This window comes from Prevotella sp. RM4 (assembly GCF_000701965.1).
Classification (GTDB): Bacteria; Bacteroidota; Bacteroidia; order Bacteroidales; family Bacteroidaceae; genus Prevotella; species Prevotella ruminicola.
The window spans coordinates 130533-148376 of record NZ_JNKG01000009.1 but is presented as its reverse complement, the minus strand read 5'-3'; the positions used below and the strand labels follow the sequence as shown (position 1 = coordinate 148376).

Here is a 17844-nt window from a genome sequence, read left to right as displayed (position 1 = left end):
CAGGCTCAGACAAAGACAGCAACTGTCACTGGTTATTCACCCGCTCTGAAAGATGGCACATTGGTTATTGGTGGTGCTGGCACTTCATGGGAAATTGTAGACAGTGTTAGGGCTGGACATTTCAGCCTGACTATTCCTGTAGAAGGTCTCACTGTGGGCGGTATGGCTTGTATTGACGATGGTTGCCTCAATTACTCTTTAAACCTGATGCTGAAGCCTGGAGTGACAGTGACAGTATCGGGCACAGATTGCCTCTTTCCTCTATGGAAAGTAGAAAGCCCGATTCCTGAGCAGCAGACGTTAAACCGTATAAGAGACTATAGTCGTGAAACCATCGTAGATTTTTTCAAAATAGAACAGAACAGAGATATGGCAAAGTTCGACTCTATCAACTTGGTGTTAATGAAGCAAGAGCTTGACATTCTTTCCTCATTACCTGTGGATGTTGCCTCAATCAGCAAACTGAGTAACATAGCCAGGATGCTGAAAAACATGAAAGACTTTCCATACATGGAGCAATTGAAGAATCTTGAGAAGACTTTTGCTGCTCGCGCGCCGAAAGGATTTGAAGCTCAGCTGGCAGAGATACACACCTATATTTATCCCCCAAAAGTCCTACAGTTGGGCGATGAAGCCGTTGATGCAGAGCTCTTCGATATGCAGGGAAAAAAACATCATTTGTTTGATGCCTTCGCCGATGGGCGCTATGTATTGCTAGATTTCTGGGGAATCGGATGTGGCCCGTGCAGAATGTCTGAACCAGAGATGAGAGAGGTCTATGAGAGAATGAAAGGAAAGCTTGAAATCATTGGTATTAATGAGGATGATGTTTCTAATTGGAAAAATAGCGATTTCAGCAAGAGCATTATTTGGAAGAACTGGAACGACGGCATGAGGGGAAGCAGCGTCAACAGTATATATTGCGATATGGGAGCCATACCTTATTATGTGTTGATCACGCCTGATAAACGCATCGTCTGGAAAGCCATGGGTTATAATCCGGGATGGTTCTTAGGTATAGCCGACGTAGTAAACGGACTCAGAATCAAGCAGGACAACAGTGCCAATTACCATTTCAGCGTCCGCCAGATAAATACCAACGCCAACGGCACCACCATCAAGTTTCGCTATTATGGTCATAAAGACTATTGGTTCCGTATAGCCAAAGACTCCTATCTTGAGGCTAATGGTAAGAAGTATAAGCTGACGGCAGCCGATGGCATCAAACTCGACGAGGACAACTTTACCAAGGTGAAAGCCTCAGAAGCCACAGACGAATTTCTTGGCAACACTTGCTACACAGACTTCACACTAACATTCGAGCCGTTCGACACCACCCCCGCCACCTTCGACTTCATAGAGGGTGATGTTCAGGGTGCCTTCGTCATCCGCAATGTTTCAGTAAAGTAACCAATCATGGCCAAGAAAGCTATTATTACAATGATGCTTGCCCTCGTCGCTATGACGGGGCAGGCGCAAATCAGATGCCACGTCGAAGGTACATTGGAGACCGATGCATGGGGCGATGAAGTCATCATCTGCGAGGCCGGGACAGATCTGCGCGTGGTGGATAATCCGAGTTTTCACGTGAAAGCCAAAGAGGGACGTTTCTCCTATGATATTGAAATAGACTTCCCTAAGCTCTACAACATATTCTTTCTGAAGCAATACAAGATGGGACGGTTATTGATGGGCAAGTTCATCGCAGAGAATTGCAAAGTGAATGTTACTATGTATGAAAACAAAGAGCCATATATTGTTGTCAATGGTGAGGATAGTTGCAAGCATCCCATTCTTTGGACACTTTATGATGTGCTTAATGCTATTCAAGTGCTCAAACATTCAGAAGTCTATGTGGATTTCGATAAATCTCAGTATGAACGATATCTAACGCTTTATCACGATACACTCATCAACTGTTATACTGTCCATCCCGTTCACGACCAGATTGCTACTGCAGAAGCAGCCTATCTCTTGCAACCAGGCAAACCATACATCGACTACAATGTGCGCAATACCGATGGCAAACTCATCCCTATTTCCACACTTATCCAAGGCAAAGTCGTCCTAATAGATTTATGGGCGTCGTGGTGTGGCCCATGTCGTCGACATAGTATCGCGATGATCCCAATATATGAACGATACAAGGATAAGGGCTTCAGTGTAGTTGCAATTGCCCGTGAGCGTAATCGTCAAGCGATGGAAATTGCAGCGAAGAAAGACGGCTACCCTTGGACAAGCCTGTTGGAACTTAACGACGAAAATCAGGTGTGGCGTAAGAACGGAGCCGACAATGCTGGTGGTGCTATGTTTCTCATCGACCGCGACGGCACCATCCTCTCCACCTCCACCGATACCGCGGAACTGGAGCCGCTTATTAAGAAAGCACTAAACATTGAGTAAAACATGAACAAATAATTGTGAAATCAACATAGTGTAGAACCCTCAAACAAAGAAAAGTGTCATGAGTCCATAAAATAGTCACAAAAAATTTGGGCGTTTCAAAGAATTGGATTATCTTTGCGCCCAAGAGCATTGCAGCTTCTTGATTATCTTTCTCGAACCGCTAATTCATTTAAGATTTATCTGCGAAGATGCTGCCAGCTCACGTCCCATACGGAGACGTGGGCATTGGTTGTATCAGCATACGCAGATAGGTTTTAGCGGACCTGAGAAAGATATGTTGAGAAATCCAATTAACCCACGTTATCCGTTTCTTTCTTTTAGCATTGTAGAACAAGAAAATTAATGGCATGGATTTAAGTGAAGTAAAAATACTTAGATTAATAAACCGTCTGCTTGAGAGACTGCATCAGGCAGACGGAGAAAAGAATAGCAGTCACATTACTTTAAACTATATCGCCCCTGGGGCGCAGTACGTCAATCATATCGATACGCAGGTATTCGATTCGGCAAAACTACAGAAACCACCACAGGATAACCACATCAATCAGAATACAACTAAACTACCTGATTGCCTTGCTACCAAGGAGGCGATGCTGCTGTGGAAAAGTGCGATGGACAAAGGATGGGTAGATGAAAACTATCAACCCAGACTGTCGCGTACCTTGTCGGCTTTGCTGGCTTACGAGATGGCCGAGCGACTTGGTATCAAGGATAAATGGAAAACTTTTGAGAAGCTTTGGCATCGAAACAATATGCATAGCGATTATAACACTGCGCTATCACAACACCAATCACTCAAATTCAATGAAAAATTAAAAACGTTGTAAACGTTAGCAATAAGTCCTGGTGCATGCAAGCATCAGGACATTTTTTTACTACCTCCGGAGGTACCCCAGTAGGTAGTTGGCATTTGTTTTTTAATTATCTTTGCCACCGATTAAATATTACGTTTTACCTATAACATAACTATTATGGAGGAAGAAACCAAAGACCAAAAACCCCACTCAGCGCAAGGGGAAACTCAGCACAAAAAGAATTGGCGCGAAGTACGTGCCACCGAGGAGGATATCCAAAAATTCCTGATGGACACGCTCTACCTGCGGCATAATGTGATAACGGGTAAGGACGAGTTCCGCGTACCAGAAATAAGCGAGTGCGCAGCCATGGGGATTAAATACCCCACGGGCAAAACACCGCTGGACGAATGGCGATCGCCCGATAGGTGGTACGAGATAGAGGACAGGTTGGTGAACTCGCTGTGCAGTATGCTGTCGAAACAAAAGGATGTGAATGCCAAGAAAATATGGCAGGTTATCGACTCTGATTTTGTACCGCTGTATAATCCGCTCAGAGAGTACTTGAACCGCTTGCCACCATGGGACAAGACCACCAACCCCATCCTCTCGTTGGCGATGGACGTAAACGTAAAGGGTGGCCCCGACGAGCAACTGCTGTTTTATGCCTGTTTGCGCAAATGGCTGGTAGGCATGGTAGCGGGGTGGCTGGAGGATAAAGTGGTAAACGAGGAGATACTGGTGCTGATAGGCGAACAGGGAATATACAAAACCCGCTGGTTCGAACATCTGCTGCCACCCCAGCTGAATGCCTATTTCCAATCCACTAGCACTTTTGGAAAGATGGATAAGGACGAGATTTTGAGTCTGTCGCAGTTCGGACTGATTTGTCTGGATGAGATAGATGATTTGAAACCTGCAGCGATGAGTAGGCTGAAATGGGCTGTGACCACCAAGGCCACCGACGCCCGCAAGCCGTATGCGCATAATTCGCAGCGACGTATCCACATAGCCAGTTACTGTGGCACCAGCAACAACCTGCAATTTATCGACGACGACACCGGCACACGCCGCTGGTTACCGTTCGAGGTGGAGAGCATCCGGTCGCCTTACGAGTATTGTACCCATCACGAAGAGATCTTTGCCCAGGCCTATGCTCTGTATCTGCAGGGGTTCCACTACTGGTTCGAAGGCAAGGAAACGGATATCGTGCAGCTTCATAACCAGCGGTTCGAGGTACCCAAGCCCGAACAAGACCTGGTAGCCAAGTTCTACCGTGTACCTGCAAAGGGTGAGGCATGCGAATTTGTGAGTTCCACGGAGATTATGCAGACCATTGGCGGTTTGTTGATAAACCGCTTGACGCCCAACAAACTGGGGCGTGCCATGAAGGCCATGGGCTTTGTAAGTGTGCGCTCGCGTGGTCAGCGTGGCTATAACGTGGTGGCTTATAAGGGGGCTGACATGGATCTGAACAAGAGTCTGATGGCCAGTGAAGCCAAGCCCGAGGATGAGGTATCGGTGATAGACAACAAAGCCATATTTGACGCATTTGACACATTGTTTTAGGAAATCCTCATGCGTACCGCGCACGCACCTACACGGTACGCACGTAACTTTTACAAATTAATCTGTCAAAAGCGTCAAATACATTAAACATTAAAGATTAAAGATTAAACATTATTTTTTCTCTAAGTACTTTTCAAATGCAAAGTAGTTAGCGTGCAAAAAAACATTAGGTACTTTTCAAAAAAAACAAAATAGAAAGCTTATGAAAACAATGACAAGAAAACAGCTGGCTGAGCATGCCGGTGTAACGACTCAGACACTCAAGAACTGGATGGGACCGCATCTGGACTACTTGCATTCCATCGGTATGCCAACCGGAAAGGGTGCCCTGCCACCAAATGTAGTGAAATACATCGTAGAAACTTTTGACATCGACAAGTAAGCAAAAGAATCGCTACGAATCACCAAGAATCCCAAAACGTCCCTCAGAAATGTGGTATCTTTGCCATGTCAATAAGACAATCTTTAATGTTTAATTTTTAATGTTTAATCTTTAATGTTTTATGTAGCTTATGGCAATTAAAGTAAAAGCAGTAGAGCGAGAGCTCAAGGTAGGCAAGGATGCAGGCAAGTATCGCTTTATGATGCAGGCCGAGATCTACAACACGTTGTCGGCACAGAAGGTGATTAGCGAAGCCTCTGTTCGCAGTGGTATCGCCGAGGGTGCACTGAGTGCGGCATGGGATGCCATCGGACAGGTGGTAAAGGTTTGGGCCACCGAGGGACACTCCATCGCCATCCCAGGTCTGGGACGTATGCGATTCGGTGTAAGGGCCACCACGGTGGATGACGTGAACAAGGTAAGTACAGGACTGATTACCACCCGACGTGTGATTTTCTCACCATCGGTTGAGATCAAGGATGAGCTGAAGGATACGGCCATCAACATTACCTGTTACGACCGTGAGGGTAAGATTGTAAAGCGTGTTACCAGTACCGATCCTGGCAATATCGAGGATCCTGATTCGCCAACCGATCAGCCTTCGACTGGTGGTAATGATAACCCAGGCAATGGTGGTAACACCGGCGGTGGCAATACCGGTGGTGGCGGTAACTCAAGTCACGAGCCAATTGGTGATTAATCTGTAAAAAAATAAAAGCGTATGGTAAAAGTAAATTGGAATAGAGTAGCTAAGGTATTGCGCTTTGTAGCAACAGTGATTACAACAGTTCTGGGAACTATTGCTGTACAGTCATGCGGTCGATAACCCTGATAGTGCTGCATTGTTCGGCAGTGGAACCAGACCAGACTTCATCGGTAGCCCAGATAGATACCTGGCATCGTGATAGAGGCTTTAAGTTTGGCGTAGGCTATCACTACGTGGTCCGTCGTAACGGAGAGATTGAGGCTGGACGACCGGAATGGCTGGTGGGTGCCCACTGCGTGAACCATAACAAGTACTCCATCGGGGTGTGCTACGAAGGAGGACTGAATGCCCGGGGACAACCCGCTGATACCCGCACAGCTGCTCAGAAGGCGTCGTTACGCAAACTGCTGGAAATACTTCACCGCCGCTATCCGCGTGCATCGATCGTAGGTCATCACGATCTGAACCCACAGAAGGCTTGCCCATGCATTGATAACGTAGCCAAAGAGTATGCCGACTTGCAGCCCAAATGAGTTTTTAGGCACGGATTCTATTCTAGAGTCCGTGCTTTATGATCTCTATTAACAATATTTAGGTAACAGTTTGGCTGCGTGATGAAGAATTATTTGTACATTTGCGACATCATATCTATAAGTAGAACAATAAGTATAATCTATTAACAACATTATTTATCATGAACACAAAGGTATTTATGCATGCTATCGTGGCAACAGCCATGTTGGCTACAGCTACTACTTTTACCGCTTGCCTTAATTCGCACGCCGATAACGGAGCAGCGGCCAAGGTAGAGAGCGTAGAGCTGATTCGTACAAGTCAGAGTTGGGACGGTGTAGAGTTGCCCGACTATTTCCAGGGGCGCCCCGAACTGGTGGCCGTAAAGTACGTGTTCCCTCCAGGACAGAAGTTGGGATGGCACCATCACGTAGCTATGAACTACGGTGTACTGACACAGGGCGAGCTGACCATTATCGGACAGGATGGCAAGACCAAGGTGGTACACGAGGGCGAGGCCGTAGTTGAGATGGTAGGCACCATACACCATGGCGAAAACCGCGGCACCAAGCCGGTGATACTATACATGTTCTATCTGTCGCAGAAAGACCTGCCGCTGGCCGTACAGCACCCCGATATCCCATTGGAGTAGCCCTACCCTACAGCACAAAAAAAGAGCGCCACAGAGCAAAAACTGCGGCGCTCTTATATTTTCCTTGTCTGGGATGTATCAGCCAATATATGCTAATATCACATTGGCTGCCTCTTCCTCGGTTTTACCATCCATTCTGATAACCAGATCGTAGTTACGGGTGTCGTAACGCGAAGTATGGGCATTGTTCTTCATATACTCCTCGCGGGTTTCATCCACCATCTTAATAACTTTCTTGGCCTCTTTCTCGGTAAGTCCCTGCTTAGCCATCACGCGCTTAAGACGATGATCCATAGAAGCCTGAATGAGAACGCTCAGATGGTTGGGATTCTCGTTCATAGCAAAGAAGGCCGAACGACCGGCGATGACACACGACTCCTCGCTGGCAATGTTTTGCAAGATTTCTCTTTCTGCCTTCAGGACAGCCTCGGAGGTCACATACCTGTTATTATCCTCGTCGTAATACTCAGAAGAATTGGCAGCTCCTTCTCCCAGAACCAACACACGCTTAATCTCTTCCCACCAGCTACGGTTCTTGCCTTTCAGTTCCTCAATCTGACGATGTGAAAGGTCGAACTTCTCTTCCAAAGCCTTAGAAAGCATCTTGTCGTAATAGGGCACGCCCAGTTTCTCAGCTAAAACACGACCGACGGTACGACCACCGCTACCCAACTCGCGATTAATGGTGATGACAAATCTTTCGTTTTTTTTCATTATACCTAAGTTTTTAGTTATTCCATAATAATAAAAAGAGGTAATGGGGACATCATTGTAGTCCCCACTACCTATAAAGAGTTATTAATCGGCCATCTTAGCCTTGATCATCTCGCGGTTCAGGCGAGCGATGTTAGCGATGGTCTCGTTCTTAGGACAAACAGCCTCGCAAGCGCGGGTGTTAGTACAGTTACCGAAACCAAGCTCGTCCATCTTGGCAATCATGTTCTTAACACGACGGGCAGCCTCTACGCGACCCTGTGGAAGCAGAGCAAGCTGAGATACCTTAGATGATACGAACAGCATGGCAGAACCATTCTTACAAGCTGCTACGCAAGCGCCACAGCCAATGCAAGATGCGCAGTCCATAGCCTCATCAGCATCCTCCTTAGGAATCAGGATAGCGTTGGCATCCTGAGCCTGACCGGTACGGATAGTGGTGTAACCGCCAGCCTGGATAATCTTATCGAAGGCATTACGATCAACCATACAGTCCTTAATTACGGGGAAGGCAGCTGAGCGCCAAGGCTCTACAGTAATGACGTCACCATCGTTGAAACGACGCATGTAGAGCTGACAGGTGGTAGCACCACGCTCGGTAAGACCGTGAGGTGTACCGTTGATGTAGAGCGAGCACATACCGCAGATACCCTCGCGGCAGTCGTGATCGAATACGAAGGGCTCCTTGCCTTCGTTGATGAGCTCCTCGTTCAGGATGTCGAGCATCTCGAGGAACGAGGTATCATCGGGAATATCGTGCATCTCGTGGGTGTCGAAATGTCCCTGGTCCTTGGGGCCGTTCTGGCGCCAGAACTTGATTGTGAATGAAATATTTCTTGCCATAGTGTTTAATTCTTATAGTTACGTGTCTGTACCTTGATTGCCTCGTACTCCAGTGGCTCCTTAATGAGCTCAGGCTCGTTGCCCTTGCCTTTGTACTCCCAGCAGCCTACATAGAAGTAGTTCTCATCGTCGCGCTTAGCCTCACCTTCCTCGGTCTGATACTCCTCGCGGAAGTGACCACCGCAAGACTCGTTACGAGAGAGAGCGTCGAAAGCTACGAGCTGACCCATTGTGAAGAAGTCACGCAGGTGGATAGCCTTGTCGAGCTCGATGTTCAAGCCTTCCTTAGATCCTGGAACGAAGAGGTTGGTATCAAACTCCTTCTCGAGTTCGTGCATCTTCTTCAGACCTTCCTTCAGACCCTCAGCAGTACGGCCCATACCTACATACTCCCACATGATGTGACCCAGCTCCTTGTGGATAGAATCAACACTGCGCTTACCCTTGATGTTCATCAGGCGGTCGATCTCGGCATTTACAGCCTTCTCAGCCTCTTCGAACTCAGGACGATCGGTAGAGATCTTACCCCAGATAGACTGGTCGGCCAGATAGTTCTGGATAGTGTAAGGCAGAACGAAGTAACCATCGGCCAGACCCTGCATCAGAGCTGAAGCACCCAGACGGTTAGCACCGTGGTCAGAGAAGTTACACTCACCAATAGCGAACAGACCAGGAATAGAAGTCTGCAGCTCGTAGTCAACCCAGATACCACCCATGGTGTAGTGGATAGCAGGATAAATCATCATTGGCTTGTAGTACTTAACGCCGTTGATCTCGTTAGCTACATCGCCAGGGAATACGTCGGTAATCTCCTCGTACATCTCGAACAGGTTACCATAGCGCTGCATGATAACATCAAGACCCAGACGGTTGATTGACTCAGAGAAGTCGAGGAACACAGCCAAACCGGTGTTGTTTACACCGAAGCCCTTATCGCAACGCTCCTTAGCTGCACGGCTGGCAACGTCGCGTGGTACGAGGTTACCGAATGCAGGATAACGGCGCTCCAGATAGTAGTCGCGATCCTCCTCAGGAATCTCCCAACCCTGCTTGGTTCCTGCCTGAAGTGCCTTAGCATCCTCGAGCTTCTTTGGAACCCAGATACGACCATCGTTACGCAGCGACTCTGACATCAGAGTAAGCTTTGACTGCTTGTCGCCGTGAACGGGGATACATGTTGGGTGAATCTGAACGTATGATGGGTTTGCAAAGTAAGCACCCTTGCGGTAGCACTGAACAGCAGCGGTACAGTTACAACCCATAGCGTTGGTAGAGAGGAAGTAAGTGTTACCGTAACCACCAGTAGCGATAACTACAGCATTAGCTGAGAAACGCTCCAGCTTACCAGTAACCAGGTTCTTGGCGATGATACCGCGAGCGCGGCCATCAACAATAACTACATCCTCCATCTCGTAACGGGTGTAGAGCTTAACCTTACCAGCGTTAACCTGGCAGCTCAGTGAGCTGTAAGCACCAAGCAGCAGCTGCTGACCGGTCTGACCCTTAGCGTAGAATGTACGGCTTACCTGAGCACCACCGAACGAACGGTTAGCCAGCATACCACCGTACTCACGAGCGAAAGGTACACCCTGAGCTACACACTGGTCGATAATATTGTTAGAAACCTCGGCCAGACGATATACGTTAGCCTCGCGGGCACGATAGTCGCCACCCTTTACTGTATCATAGAACAAACGGTAGATAGAGTCACCATCGTTCTGGTAGCACTTAGCGGCGTTGATACCACCCTGAGCTGCGATAGAGTGAGCACGACGTGGAGAATCCTGAATACACAGGTTGATAACGTTGAAGCCCATCTCGCCAAGTGAAGCAGCTGCAGAAGCACCAGCCAAACCGGTACCTACTACGATAACATCGAGCTTCAGCTTATTCTTTGGATTAACCAAACGCTGGTGAGCCTTATATTCCTTCCATTTCTCAGGCACTGGTCCTGCGGGAATCTTTGAATCAATTACTTTTGCCATAATCTTTCGTAAAGTTTAAAAATTAAAAGATTAAAAAATTAAATTAGCAGCAGCCAAGGCTAGGAGCGCAACCAAATGCGAAAGCCAGAACTACTACCAGGAACATAAGCATGAGCACGGTAACGTAAATGTTGCCAATGCACATCCAGCGCTTGAGCCAGATCTTACCGCTAACACCCAGAGTCTGCATAGCACTCCAGAAACCGTGTGAGAGGTGGAACCAGATAGCTACAAGCCATACGATGTAGATAACTACGAATACAGGATTTGAGAATGTCTCCTTAATCCAACCGAAACCATCTGTTGGGCTGATGGCAGGCATAGCGCCAACGAGCTCGGCAAACATCATGTTGTACCAGAAGTTCCAGAGGTGGATGAGCAAGCCAATGCAGATGATGAGACCCAGAACGAGCATGTTCTTTGAAGCCCACTCTACTTTGCCGGCCTTAACCTCGGTAGCTACCTCGTAGCGGCTCTCGCCGCGAGCGGTACGGTTCTGCGCAGTCAGGATGAATGCGTACACAATGTGAAGCACTGCCAAGGCAGCCAGACCCATGGTTGCTACAACAGCATACCAGTTGGCACCCAGGAATTCGCAAATCATGTTGTAACCCTCTTCCGAGAATAGCGCTACCATGTTCATGCAACCGTGGAAGGTGAGGAACAGAATAAGCGCAATACCCGTAACGGACATTACAACTTTTCTACCAATTGATGAATTGAATAACCACATAAGTTGTTGAGTTTTAATGAATTATTGAATGTTATATACTTACTTGTTAGTACGTGCTCTCGTGATTAGGGGACAAAGATAGTCAAAAATAGCGATATATACAAGTGTTTTCGCGAAAAAATACGTATTTTTTGTAATTTGTGCGATTTTCGTGTAGTTTTTAGTATCTTTGCCACGTCTAAAGGGTAAAAGTTATAAAAAACAGATGAGACAATGAACGCATTAGAAAAGCAGTTTGCGCAAACCGCAGCAGAACACAAAAGCACCATCTACACCGTGTGCTACATGTTCTCGCAAGATGCCGACGAGGTGAACGACCTGTTCCAGGAGGTACTAGTGAATCTATGGAAAGGTTTCGAGAGCTTTGAGCATCGCAGTGACATCAAGACGTGGATTTACCGCGTGGCGCTGAACACCTGTATCTCGCTTGACAGAAAGAAGCGCCGCCAGGCCACCGAACGCCTAACCATGGACATCAACCTGTTTGAAGACCGCGACGAGGACACTAAGCAAGTGGACATGCTCCACAAGCGTATCTCCAAGCTCCAGCCATTCGACCGCGCGATTGTCCTGCTCTGGCTCGAAAACCTCAGCTACGAGGAGATCGGACAGATTGTAGGTATCACTACTAAAAACGTCAGCGTACGTCTGTTTAGAATCCGCGAACAGCTGAAAAGCATCAAGGATTAAACATTAAACATGAAACATTAAAGATTAAACATTTACCAAATTATGACAAACGAGAATTTTGATTTAGAGAATATGCGTGAGCAGATGAACACGCTGAAGAATAAGCTGGATAAGCAGACTATTTTGAGCGACCGCTTTATCCGCCAGTCGATGAACAAAACCGCCAGCAACATCAGTCGCAGATATTATTTCATCATGGCCGTCTGCTTGCTGATGATTCCCTATAGCTACTGGGCATTTGTAATGCTAAACAGTTTCTCCATTCCTTTCTGGATTTTCACCTGCATCACCATGCTGGTTAGCTTCGGAGGCACCTTCTATAACAGCAGGAAACTGAGCGATTCGAACCTGATGACCAACAATCTCGTGGATGTCCAGCGCCGTATGGCCAGCGCCAAGAAGTTCGATGCCAACTGGCTCCTCATCGGCATTCCTCTTGCTGTTGTTTTCCTTGGTTGGTTTATGTACGAGTCATATCTGCTTCATCCGAATGCCTTTTTCAACGGGCTCTTCTGGGCAGGATGCATCGGTGGCGTTATTGGAGCTATCTGGGGATTCTCACTCCACATCAAGACCCAACGCCAGTATCAGGAGATCCTCGATCAAATAGAGGATATCACTGCCGAAAACTAAGATAATTGTTCTGAGTCCTGCGACAAATATTCGCTAGGCAGCACACCGAACTCTTTCTTGAAGCACTTGGTAAAATACTTAGGCGTATTGAAACCAACGGCCATGGAGAGTTCGGTCATTTTTATGTTCGGCTTCTGACGGAGAATGCGACAGGCCTCTTTCAGTCGGATGCTGTTGATAAAGGCGGTAACATTCTCGCCTGTCAGGGCACGCAGCTTGTTATAGAGGGTAGATGACGATACGCACATATCGCTGGCAAACTGCTCACGATCGTAGTCGGCATCATCAATATGCTGTTTCACACACTCGATAGCTTTCTGCAGGAACAGCTCGTCGGGCGATGAGTGTTGCTGCTCCTCAACTTCGAGCACCTTACGGGCACCCTCGCGCTCGGCCTTGCCGCCAGGCTTATTGATAAACTGCTTCATCACCATCATCTCGCGGTAGTGTAACAGTTCGCTCACACGCTGCTGCAGACGGGCACGACGGTTTACACGGGCTTTATACCACTCTTTTACGCCATAGGCAGCAGCAAGTAGCAACACCACGTAAATGAGATAAGCCCACCAAGTGCGATACCATGGCGGCAGCACACGCACCACAATAGCGTAAGGCATTTCAACCAGTCGTCCGTAACTATCTACAGCACGCAACTTCAGATGGTAGGTTCCCGAGGGCAGGTTCTGGTAGGTTGCCACACGGTTCTGGGCATCGGTATCGTGCCAATCGTTGTCGTAACCCTCTAAGTAATAGGCATATCGGCACTGTTCCTGATTCTGATAAGTGAGCAATGCAAACTCTACCGAGAACTTACGGGCATCCGATGGAATGGTGATTTTTTGCGTAAAGAAGGGCTGGTCGGCCGATATCCTTTGACGGTGCAGAGAGTCCTGCCAAAGGTAAGGTCTATCGTCAATCATCAGTTCGGTAACCACCAACGATGGCGAGGCCCCCTGCTGCCAGCGTTCTATCTCGGCAGCATCGAACGAGAAGAACCCCTTGGCACTGCCGTAAAAGAGTTCCTTACCATAGCTGAAAGCACCGTTCGACGAGAAGCTGATGGTCTCGATGCCATCCTCCATATTGTAATACGTGGTTGAGCCTTGCTCGTCGGACGAGGCAAAACGTACCAATCCTTTATCGGTTGAAAGCCAGATACGACCGTTACTGTCACCCTGGATAGAGTAGATGCTACCCATGCCAACGTAATAACGGTGGTTTACAGGCTCAAATTTATCGGTTTCATCGTTATATTTAAAGAAATCGCCACTATTAGAAATGGCCCACAACTGATAGTTGGCATCCTCGTACACAGCCGTAGCCTCATCAATAGGATAATTGTCGGCAACAGGAGCGTATTGATGATAGGTAAACGACTTAGGATCGTCAAGCCTTCCCGTGATTCGGATAATACCCTGTCCCTCAGTGGCTATCCACAAGCGATGATGATGGTCTTCGGATATGGATAAAACATGACAATTACTAAAGTCTCGCTTACGCTCGGTCATCTTCAGCAAACGTCCTTTATTCTCGCTAAACGCAAAACCAAGACCATTATTCTGACCCACCAGCACTGCGCCATCAGTTAATGCATGAAAAGCATTTACTTCGCTATCGCCAATAAACGGCGAGTTACTACGCACTAACAGGCGTGCCGGTTCGCCCTCTTTCCAAATCACTACCCCTCGCGAACTGGCCAGCCAGATACTGCCATCAGGACGCTCGATCATATCAGAGATAGTTTGTACGTAGATGCCCTGCTGACCTGTTTCGTTCTCCAGTCCGGGAATGTGGTTATTGTAAAGTACCTGACCGGCCTGGCGGTCGTAAAGGGCCAGTCCGTAAGGCTGCAAACCTAACCAGAAACGGTTACCATCGGTAGTAAACACCTTTTGAATGCGATTTACAGGCAGCTCCAATCCTGCAGGATCCAGATGATAGAAGTGGAAAGGCGATGGTTTGGTGCTCAGGTGTACGATACCGTTGTTACGGGTAAGTGCCCACAGATTGCCCATGCCATCTGTCACCATATCGTAGCAGAAAGTGAGTATCGGATAGTTCTCAACCTCGGCCTCGTTATCCATATCAACTCGGGTCAGTCCCTCAATACAGCAACCCCACACAGCATGGCTGACAGAATCTTCAACCAGTCGGTGAAAGGTACGGAAATCGGCCCTACCCTCGTTCATCTTATGCATGCCTGGCGCCGTCTCGTTTTCGGGATGGTCCAGGCGCACAATACCATGCTCCCAGGTACCAATCCACAAGCGACCGCGACTGTCCATCAACATGGTCTGAGCGGTATTACGCGTACTTAACGGTGGATAGCTCACCATTTTACCGGTTTTCTTGTTCAGGCGCAGCAAACCGCCCTCCCACGTACCTATATACAGATTACCACGGGCATCCTCGGCAAACGAAATCACGCCAGCCGAGAGGTTTATATCGATGAAATCGTCGGTTTTTGCATTGTATCGCGACACGCCAGCATTGGTTCCTGCCCACACCGTACCGCTTTTATCAGTATAAAGGGTATTAACCAGTCGGGCCTGATCGCCACGCAGATGATACGTTTTAAACGAACCGCGACGACGGTCGAAACGAGCCAGGCCATCACGGGTTCCTATCCAAAGACCATCATGCAGGTCTTCGGTCATCGAACGTACATAGTTATTAGGCAGGATGCCAGGGGTATAAGCGTTGTTGCGGTAGGTTTTGAAGCTGTAGCCATCGAACGAGCGCAAGCCCTGATCGGTACCTACCCACATCATGCCATAGTGGTCGAACATAAGCTTTCGTGCCTCCTCGATGCCCTGAACAGGTGTCTGCGACATAATTCTGAGCGACACGGGGCATGCCATGGACATCTGCCCAAGCACAAAAACAGTTATCAGTAAGGATATTACACGCCTCATTAGTTAGTTGCAATTACGGTTGCAAAGATACAAAACTTTTGTGAATCATCAAAGAAAATCGCAAAAATAACAATTTGTTCCCCCTAAATAACGATGTTGGGACGTTGATATAAATCAATTATCGTACCTTTGCACCTGCAAAACCAAACACTAACTTGTAAGAAAATGAAGAAAGTACTGTTCATTGCATCACTATTGCTGGCCTTTGCGGCCCAGACCGATGCCAAAGCCAAGAAAGCGCTCACCGAAAAGGATATGGGTGCCTATCTGTTTACGTATTTCAACGATCCAACCCACTCGCTGTTTATGGCCATCAGCTACGATGGCTACACGTTTACGGCTGTTAACAATGGCGAGCCCATTATTGCCGGCGACTCTATTGCCGACCAGCGAGGCATACGCGACCCTCATATCTACCGTGCTCCCAATGGCAAATTCTACATTGCCATGACCGACCTGCATGTGTTTGGCAAGGAGATGGGATTGCGCGCCACCCAGTGGGAGCGCCCCGACGAGTTTGGCTGGGGTAACAACCGCGGACTGGTGCTGATGGCCAGCGACGACCTGATACACTGGACCCACCACGAGGCACATATAGATAAACTGTTCCCCGAGAAGTTCGGTAAGATTGGTTGTGCCTGGGCACCTCAGACCATCTGGGATCCTGCCGTAGGCAAGCCTATGGTTTACTTTACCATCAGACAACACGCAGGCGGGCGCACGAAACTATACTATAGCTACGCCAACGAGGAGTTTACAACACTTGAGACCGAGCCCCAGCTGCTGTTTGAGTATCCCGACGATAAGATTCAGGTTCTGGATGCCGATATCTGTCCCATGCCCGACGGTCGCTACTTTATGAGCTATGTGGCCCAGGAGAATCCTGGCGGCATCAAGTACATGATTAGCGACAAAATTAACCATTTCAACGATTATCACGCCGAGCAGATCGACGGCGAGAACCGTGGTTGCGAGGCGCCAAACGTATGGAAGCGCATCGGACAGAAGAAATGGGTAGTGATGTACGATATCTACAGCGTGAACCCTCATAACTTCGGATTTGTAGAGACCAGCGACTTCAAGACCTTCAAGCCTCTGGGCCGTTTTAACGAGGGTGTAATGAAGGCAGCCAACTTCTCATCGCCCAAGCACGGTAGCGTGATTCATATCACCAAGGCCGAGGCCAAGCGTATCGAAAACTACTGGAACAACCAGCAGAAGAAAGCCAAGATGATTCGCTCGGGTGAGATCTGGCCCGATGCCAGCGGCCGCCATATCAACGCCCATGGCGGTGGTATCATGAAGTATGGCGACACCTACTACTGGTTTGGCGAGAACAAGTGCGACACCACCTCATCGGCTATGATTGGTGTGCAGTGCTACTCATCGAAAGACCTGATGAACTGGCAGAACCGTGGCGTTGCCCTCTATGTGAGCGACGACCGCCGCAGCGATATTACCCGCGGTTGTGTGCTGGAGCGCCCCAAGGTTATATATAATAAGGTAACCAAGAAATTCTGCATGTGGTTCCACCTGGAGCTGAAAGGCAAGGGCTACAGCGCTGCCCGCTACGGTGTGGCTGTAAGCGACAAACCCGAAGGACCTTATAAGTTTCTGTACTCGCAGCGCGCCAACGCAGGCACCTACCCTGTAGAGTTCGGACAGCAGGAGTTGGCTACACTCGACACCCTGAATGCCGACAATTTCAAGAAATGGTGGACACCCACCTGGATGGAGGCTATCAAGCAGGGCCTGTTCCTGAAGCGCGACTTCGGCGCAGGTCAGATGGCTCGCGATATGACACTTTATGTAGATGACGATGGCAAAGCCTATCACATCTTCTCATCGGAGGATAACCTGACGCTGCACATTGCCGAGCTGACTGGCGACTACCTGCACCACTCAGGCAAATATACCCGCGTGGCACCTGGCGGTCAGAACGAGGCACCTGCCATCTTCAAGAAGGATGGTACCTACTGGATGATAACCTCGGGCTGCACCGGTTGGGCTCCAAACGAGGCACGTATGTTCTCGGCACCCAGCATCTGGGGACCTTGGACTCAGCATCCCACACCTTGTGTAGGCCCGAAGGCCGAAATCACCTTCGAAGGACAGTCGACTTATATCCTGCCCTACGGCAAAGGTTTTATCTTTATGGCCGACATCTGGCGACCCAAGCATCCAAGTGATGCCCGTTACATCTGGTTGCCTATCGAATTTGAGAACGGGAAACCCGTTATCAGGTGGCGTGATGCGTGGAATCTTAGTGAATTAGGGGAAAATTAACGATTTGTTCCCCTAAATTCACG

The 17844-nt window shown here is 48.3% G+C and carries 17 protein-coding genes; 12 read left to right on the top strand and 5 right to left on the bottom strand.

Annotated elements, in window-relative coordinates:
- Positions 1 to 402 precede the first annotated feature (402 nt).
- The 9 genes from T499_RS0108640 to T499_RS0108610 all read left to right on the top strand — a co-directional run bounded on the left by T499_RS0108640 (position 403) and on the right by T499_RS0108610 (position 7022).
- Complete coding sequence (locus tag T499_RS0108640) at positions 403 to 1410, top strand: TlpA family protein disulfide reductase (protein WP_198021277.1); 1008 nt, start codon at positions 403 to 405, stop codon at positions 1408 to 1410.
- A 6-nt stretch (positions 1411 to 1416) separates the two neighbouring features.
- Positions 1417 to 2403, top strand: a complete 987-nt coding sequence (locus tag T499_RS14200) for a TlpA disulfide reductase family protein (protein ID WP_052173570.1) — start codon at positions 1417 to 1419, stop codon at positions 2401 to 2403.
- 350 nt (positions 2404 to 2753) lie between these two features.
- Positions 2754 to 3233: a hypothetical protein gene (locus T499_RS0108630; RefSeq protein ID WP_033150657.1), complete on the top strand. Its 480-nt coding sequence runs from the start codon at positions 2754 to 2756 to the stop codon at positions 3231 to 3233.
- Between the two features lie 144 nt (positions 3234 to 3377).
- Complete coding sequence (locus T499_RS0108625; RefSeq protein WP_052173568.1) at positions 3378 to 4769, top strand: VapE domain-containing protein; 1392 nt, start codon at positions 3378 to 3380, stop codon at positions 4767 to 4769.
- 202 nt (positions 4770 to 4971) lie between these two features.
- Positions 4972 to 5151: a helix-turn-helix domain-containing protein gene (locus T499_RS14675; RefSeq protein ID WP_157054571.1), complete on the top strand. Its 180-nt coding sequence runs from the start codon at positions 4972 to 4974 to the stop codon at positions 5149 to 5151.
- Between the two features lie 130 nt (positions 5152 to 5281).
- On the top strand, positions 5282 to 5851 hold the full coding sequence (locus T499_RS0108620; RefSeq protein WP_033150656.1) for an HU family DNA-binding protein: 570 nt from the start codon (positions 5282 to 5284) through the stop codon (positions 5849 to 5851).
- Between the two features lie 21 nt (positions 5852 to 5872).
- Complete coding sequence (locus tag T499_RS15150; protein ID WP_224082987.1) at positions 5873 to 5977, top strand: DUF6486 family protein; 105 nt, start codon at positions 5873 to 5875, stop codon at positions 5975 to 5977.
- The gene (locus T499_RS0108615; protein ID WP_033150655.1) at positions 5965 to 6390 is read left to right on the top strand and encodes an N-acetylmuramoyl-L-alanine amidase; all 426 of its coding nucleotides are present in this window, start codon (positions 5965 to 5967) and stop codon (positions 6388 to 6390) included. The genes T499_RS15150 and T499_RS0108615 overlap by 13 nt, the downstream gene beginning before the upstream one ends.
- Before the next feature lie 161 nt (positions 6391 to 6551).
- Positions 6552 to 7022, top strand: coding sequence for a cupin domain-containing protein (locus tag T499_RS0108610; protein WP_013065190.1), 471 nt, complete (start codon positions 6552 to 6554; stop codon positions 7020 to 7022).
- Positions 7023 to 7100: 78 nt separating this feature from the next.
- Here T499_RS0108610 and T499_RS0108605 read toward each other — a convergent pair whose 3' ends face one another.
- From T499_RS0108605 to T499_RS0108590, 4 genes are all read right to left on the bottom strand, one after another.
- Positions 7101 to 7736, bottom strand: coding sequence for a cytidylate kinase-like family protein (locus T499_RS0108605; RefSeq protein ID WP_033150654.1), 636 nt, complete (start codon positions 7734 to 7736; stop codon positions 7101 to 7103).
- Positions 7737 to 7820: 84 nt separating this feature from the next.
- Positions 7821 to 8579 carry a succinate dehydrogenase/fumarate reductase iron-sulfur subunit gene (locus T499_RS0108600; protein WP_028906516.1) on the bottom strand — a complete coding sequence of 253 codons (759 nt, stop codon included), beginning with the start codon at positions 8577 to 8579 and terminating at the stop codon, positions 7821 to 7823.
- 5 nt (positions 8580 to 8584) lie between these two features.
- Complete coding sequence (locus T499_RS0108595) at positions 8585 to 10564, bottom strand: fumarate reductase/succinate dehydrogenase flavoprotein subunit (protein WP_033150653.1); 1980 nt, start codon at positions 10562 to 10564, stop codon at positions 8585 to 8587.
- 43 nt (positions 10565 to 10607) lie between these two features.
- Positions 10608 to 11297, bottom strand: coding sequence for a succinate dehydrogenase/fumarate reductase cytochrome b subunit (locus tag T499_RS0108590; RefSeq protein ID WP_013063578.1), 690 nt, complete (start codon positions 11295 to 11297; stop codon positions 10608 to 10610).
- A gap of 213 nt (positions 11298 to 11510) precedes the next feature.
- Here T499_RS0108590 and T499_RS0108585 point away from each other — a divergent pair, with 213 nt between their 5' ends.
- Both T499_RS0108585 and T499_RS0108580 read left to right on the top strand, forming a co-directional pair.
- Complete coding sequence (locus T499_RS0108585) at positions 11511 to 11987, top strand: RNA polymerase sigma factor (protein WP_013065549.1); 477 nt, start codon at positions 11511 to 11513, stop codon at positions 11985 to 11987.
- Positions 11988 to 12029: 42 nt separating this feature from the next.
- Positions 12030 to 12620, top strand: a complete 591-nt coding sequence (locus T499_RS0108580; protein WP_033150652.1) for a hypothetical protein — start codon at positions 12030 to 12032, stop codon at positions 12618 to 12620.
- Here the strand turns inward: T499_RS0108580 and T499_RS0108575 are convergent.
- Positions 12617 to 15535, bottom strand: a complete 2919-nt coding sequence (locus T499_RS0108575; RefSeq protein WP_084163036.1) for a two-component regulator propeller domain-containing protein — start codon at positions 15533 to 15535, stop codon at positions 12617 to 12619. The genes T499_RS0108580 and T499_RS0108575 overlap by 4 nt on opposite strands.
- 1119 nt (positions 15536 to 16654) lie before the next feature.
- Between T499_RS0108575 and T499_RS15015 the strand changes: the two genes are divergently transcribed.
- On the top strand, positions 16655 to 17821 hold the full coding sequence (locus tag T499_RS15015) for a glycoside hydrolase family 43 protein (protein ID WP_369793391.1): 1167 nt from the start codon (positions 16655 to 16657) through the stop codon (positions 17819 to 17821).
- Positions 17822 to 17844 lie beyond the last annotated feature (23 nt).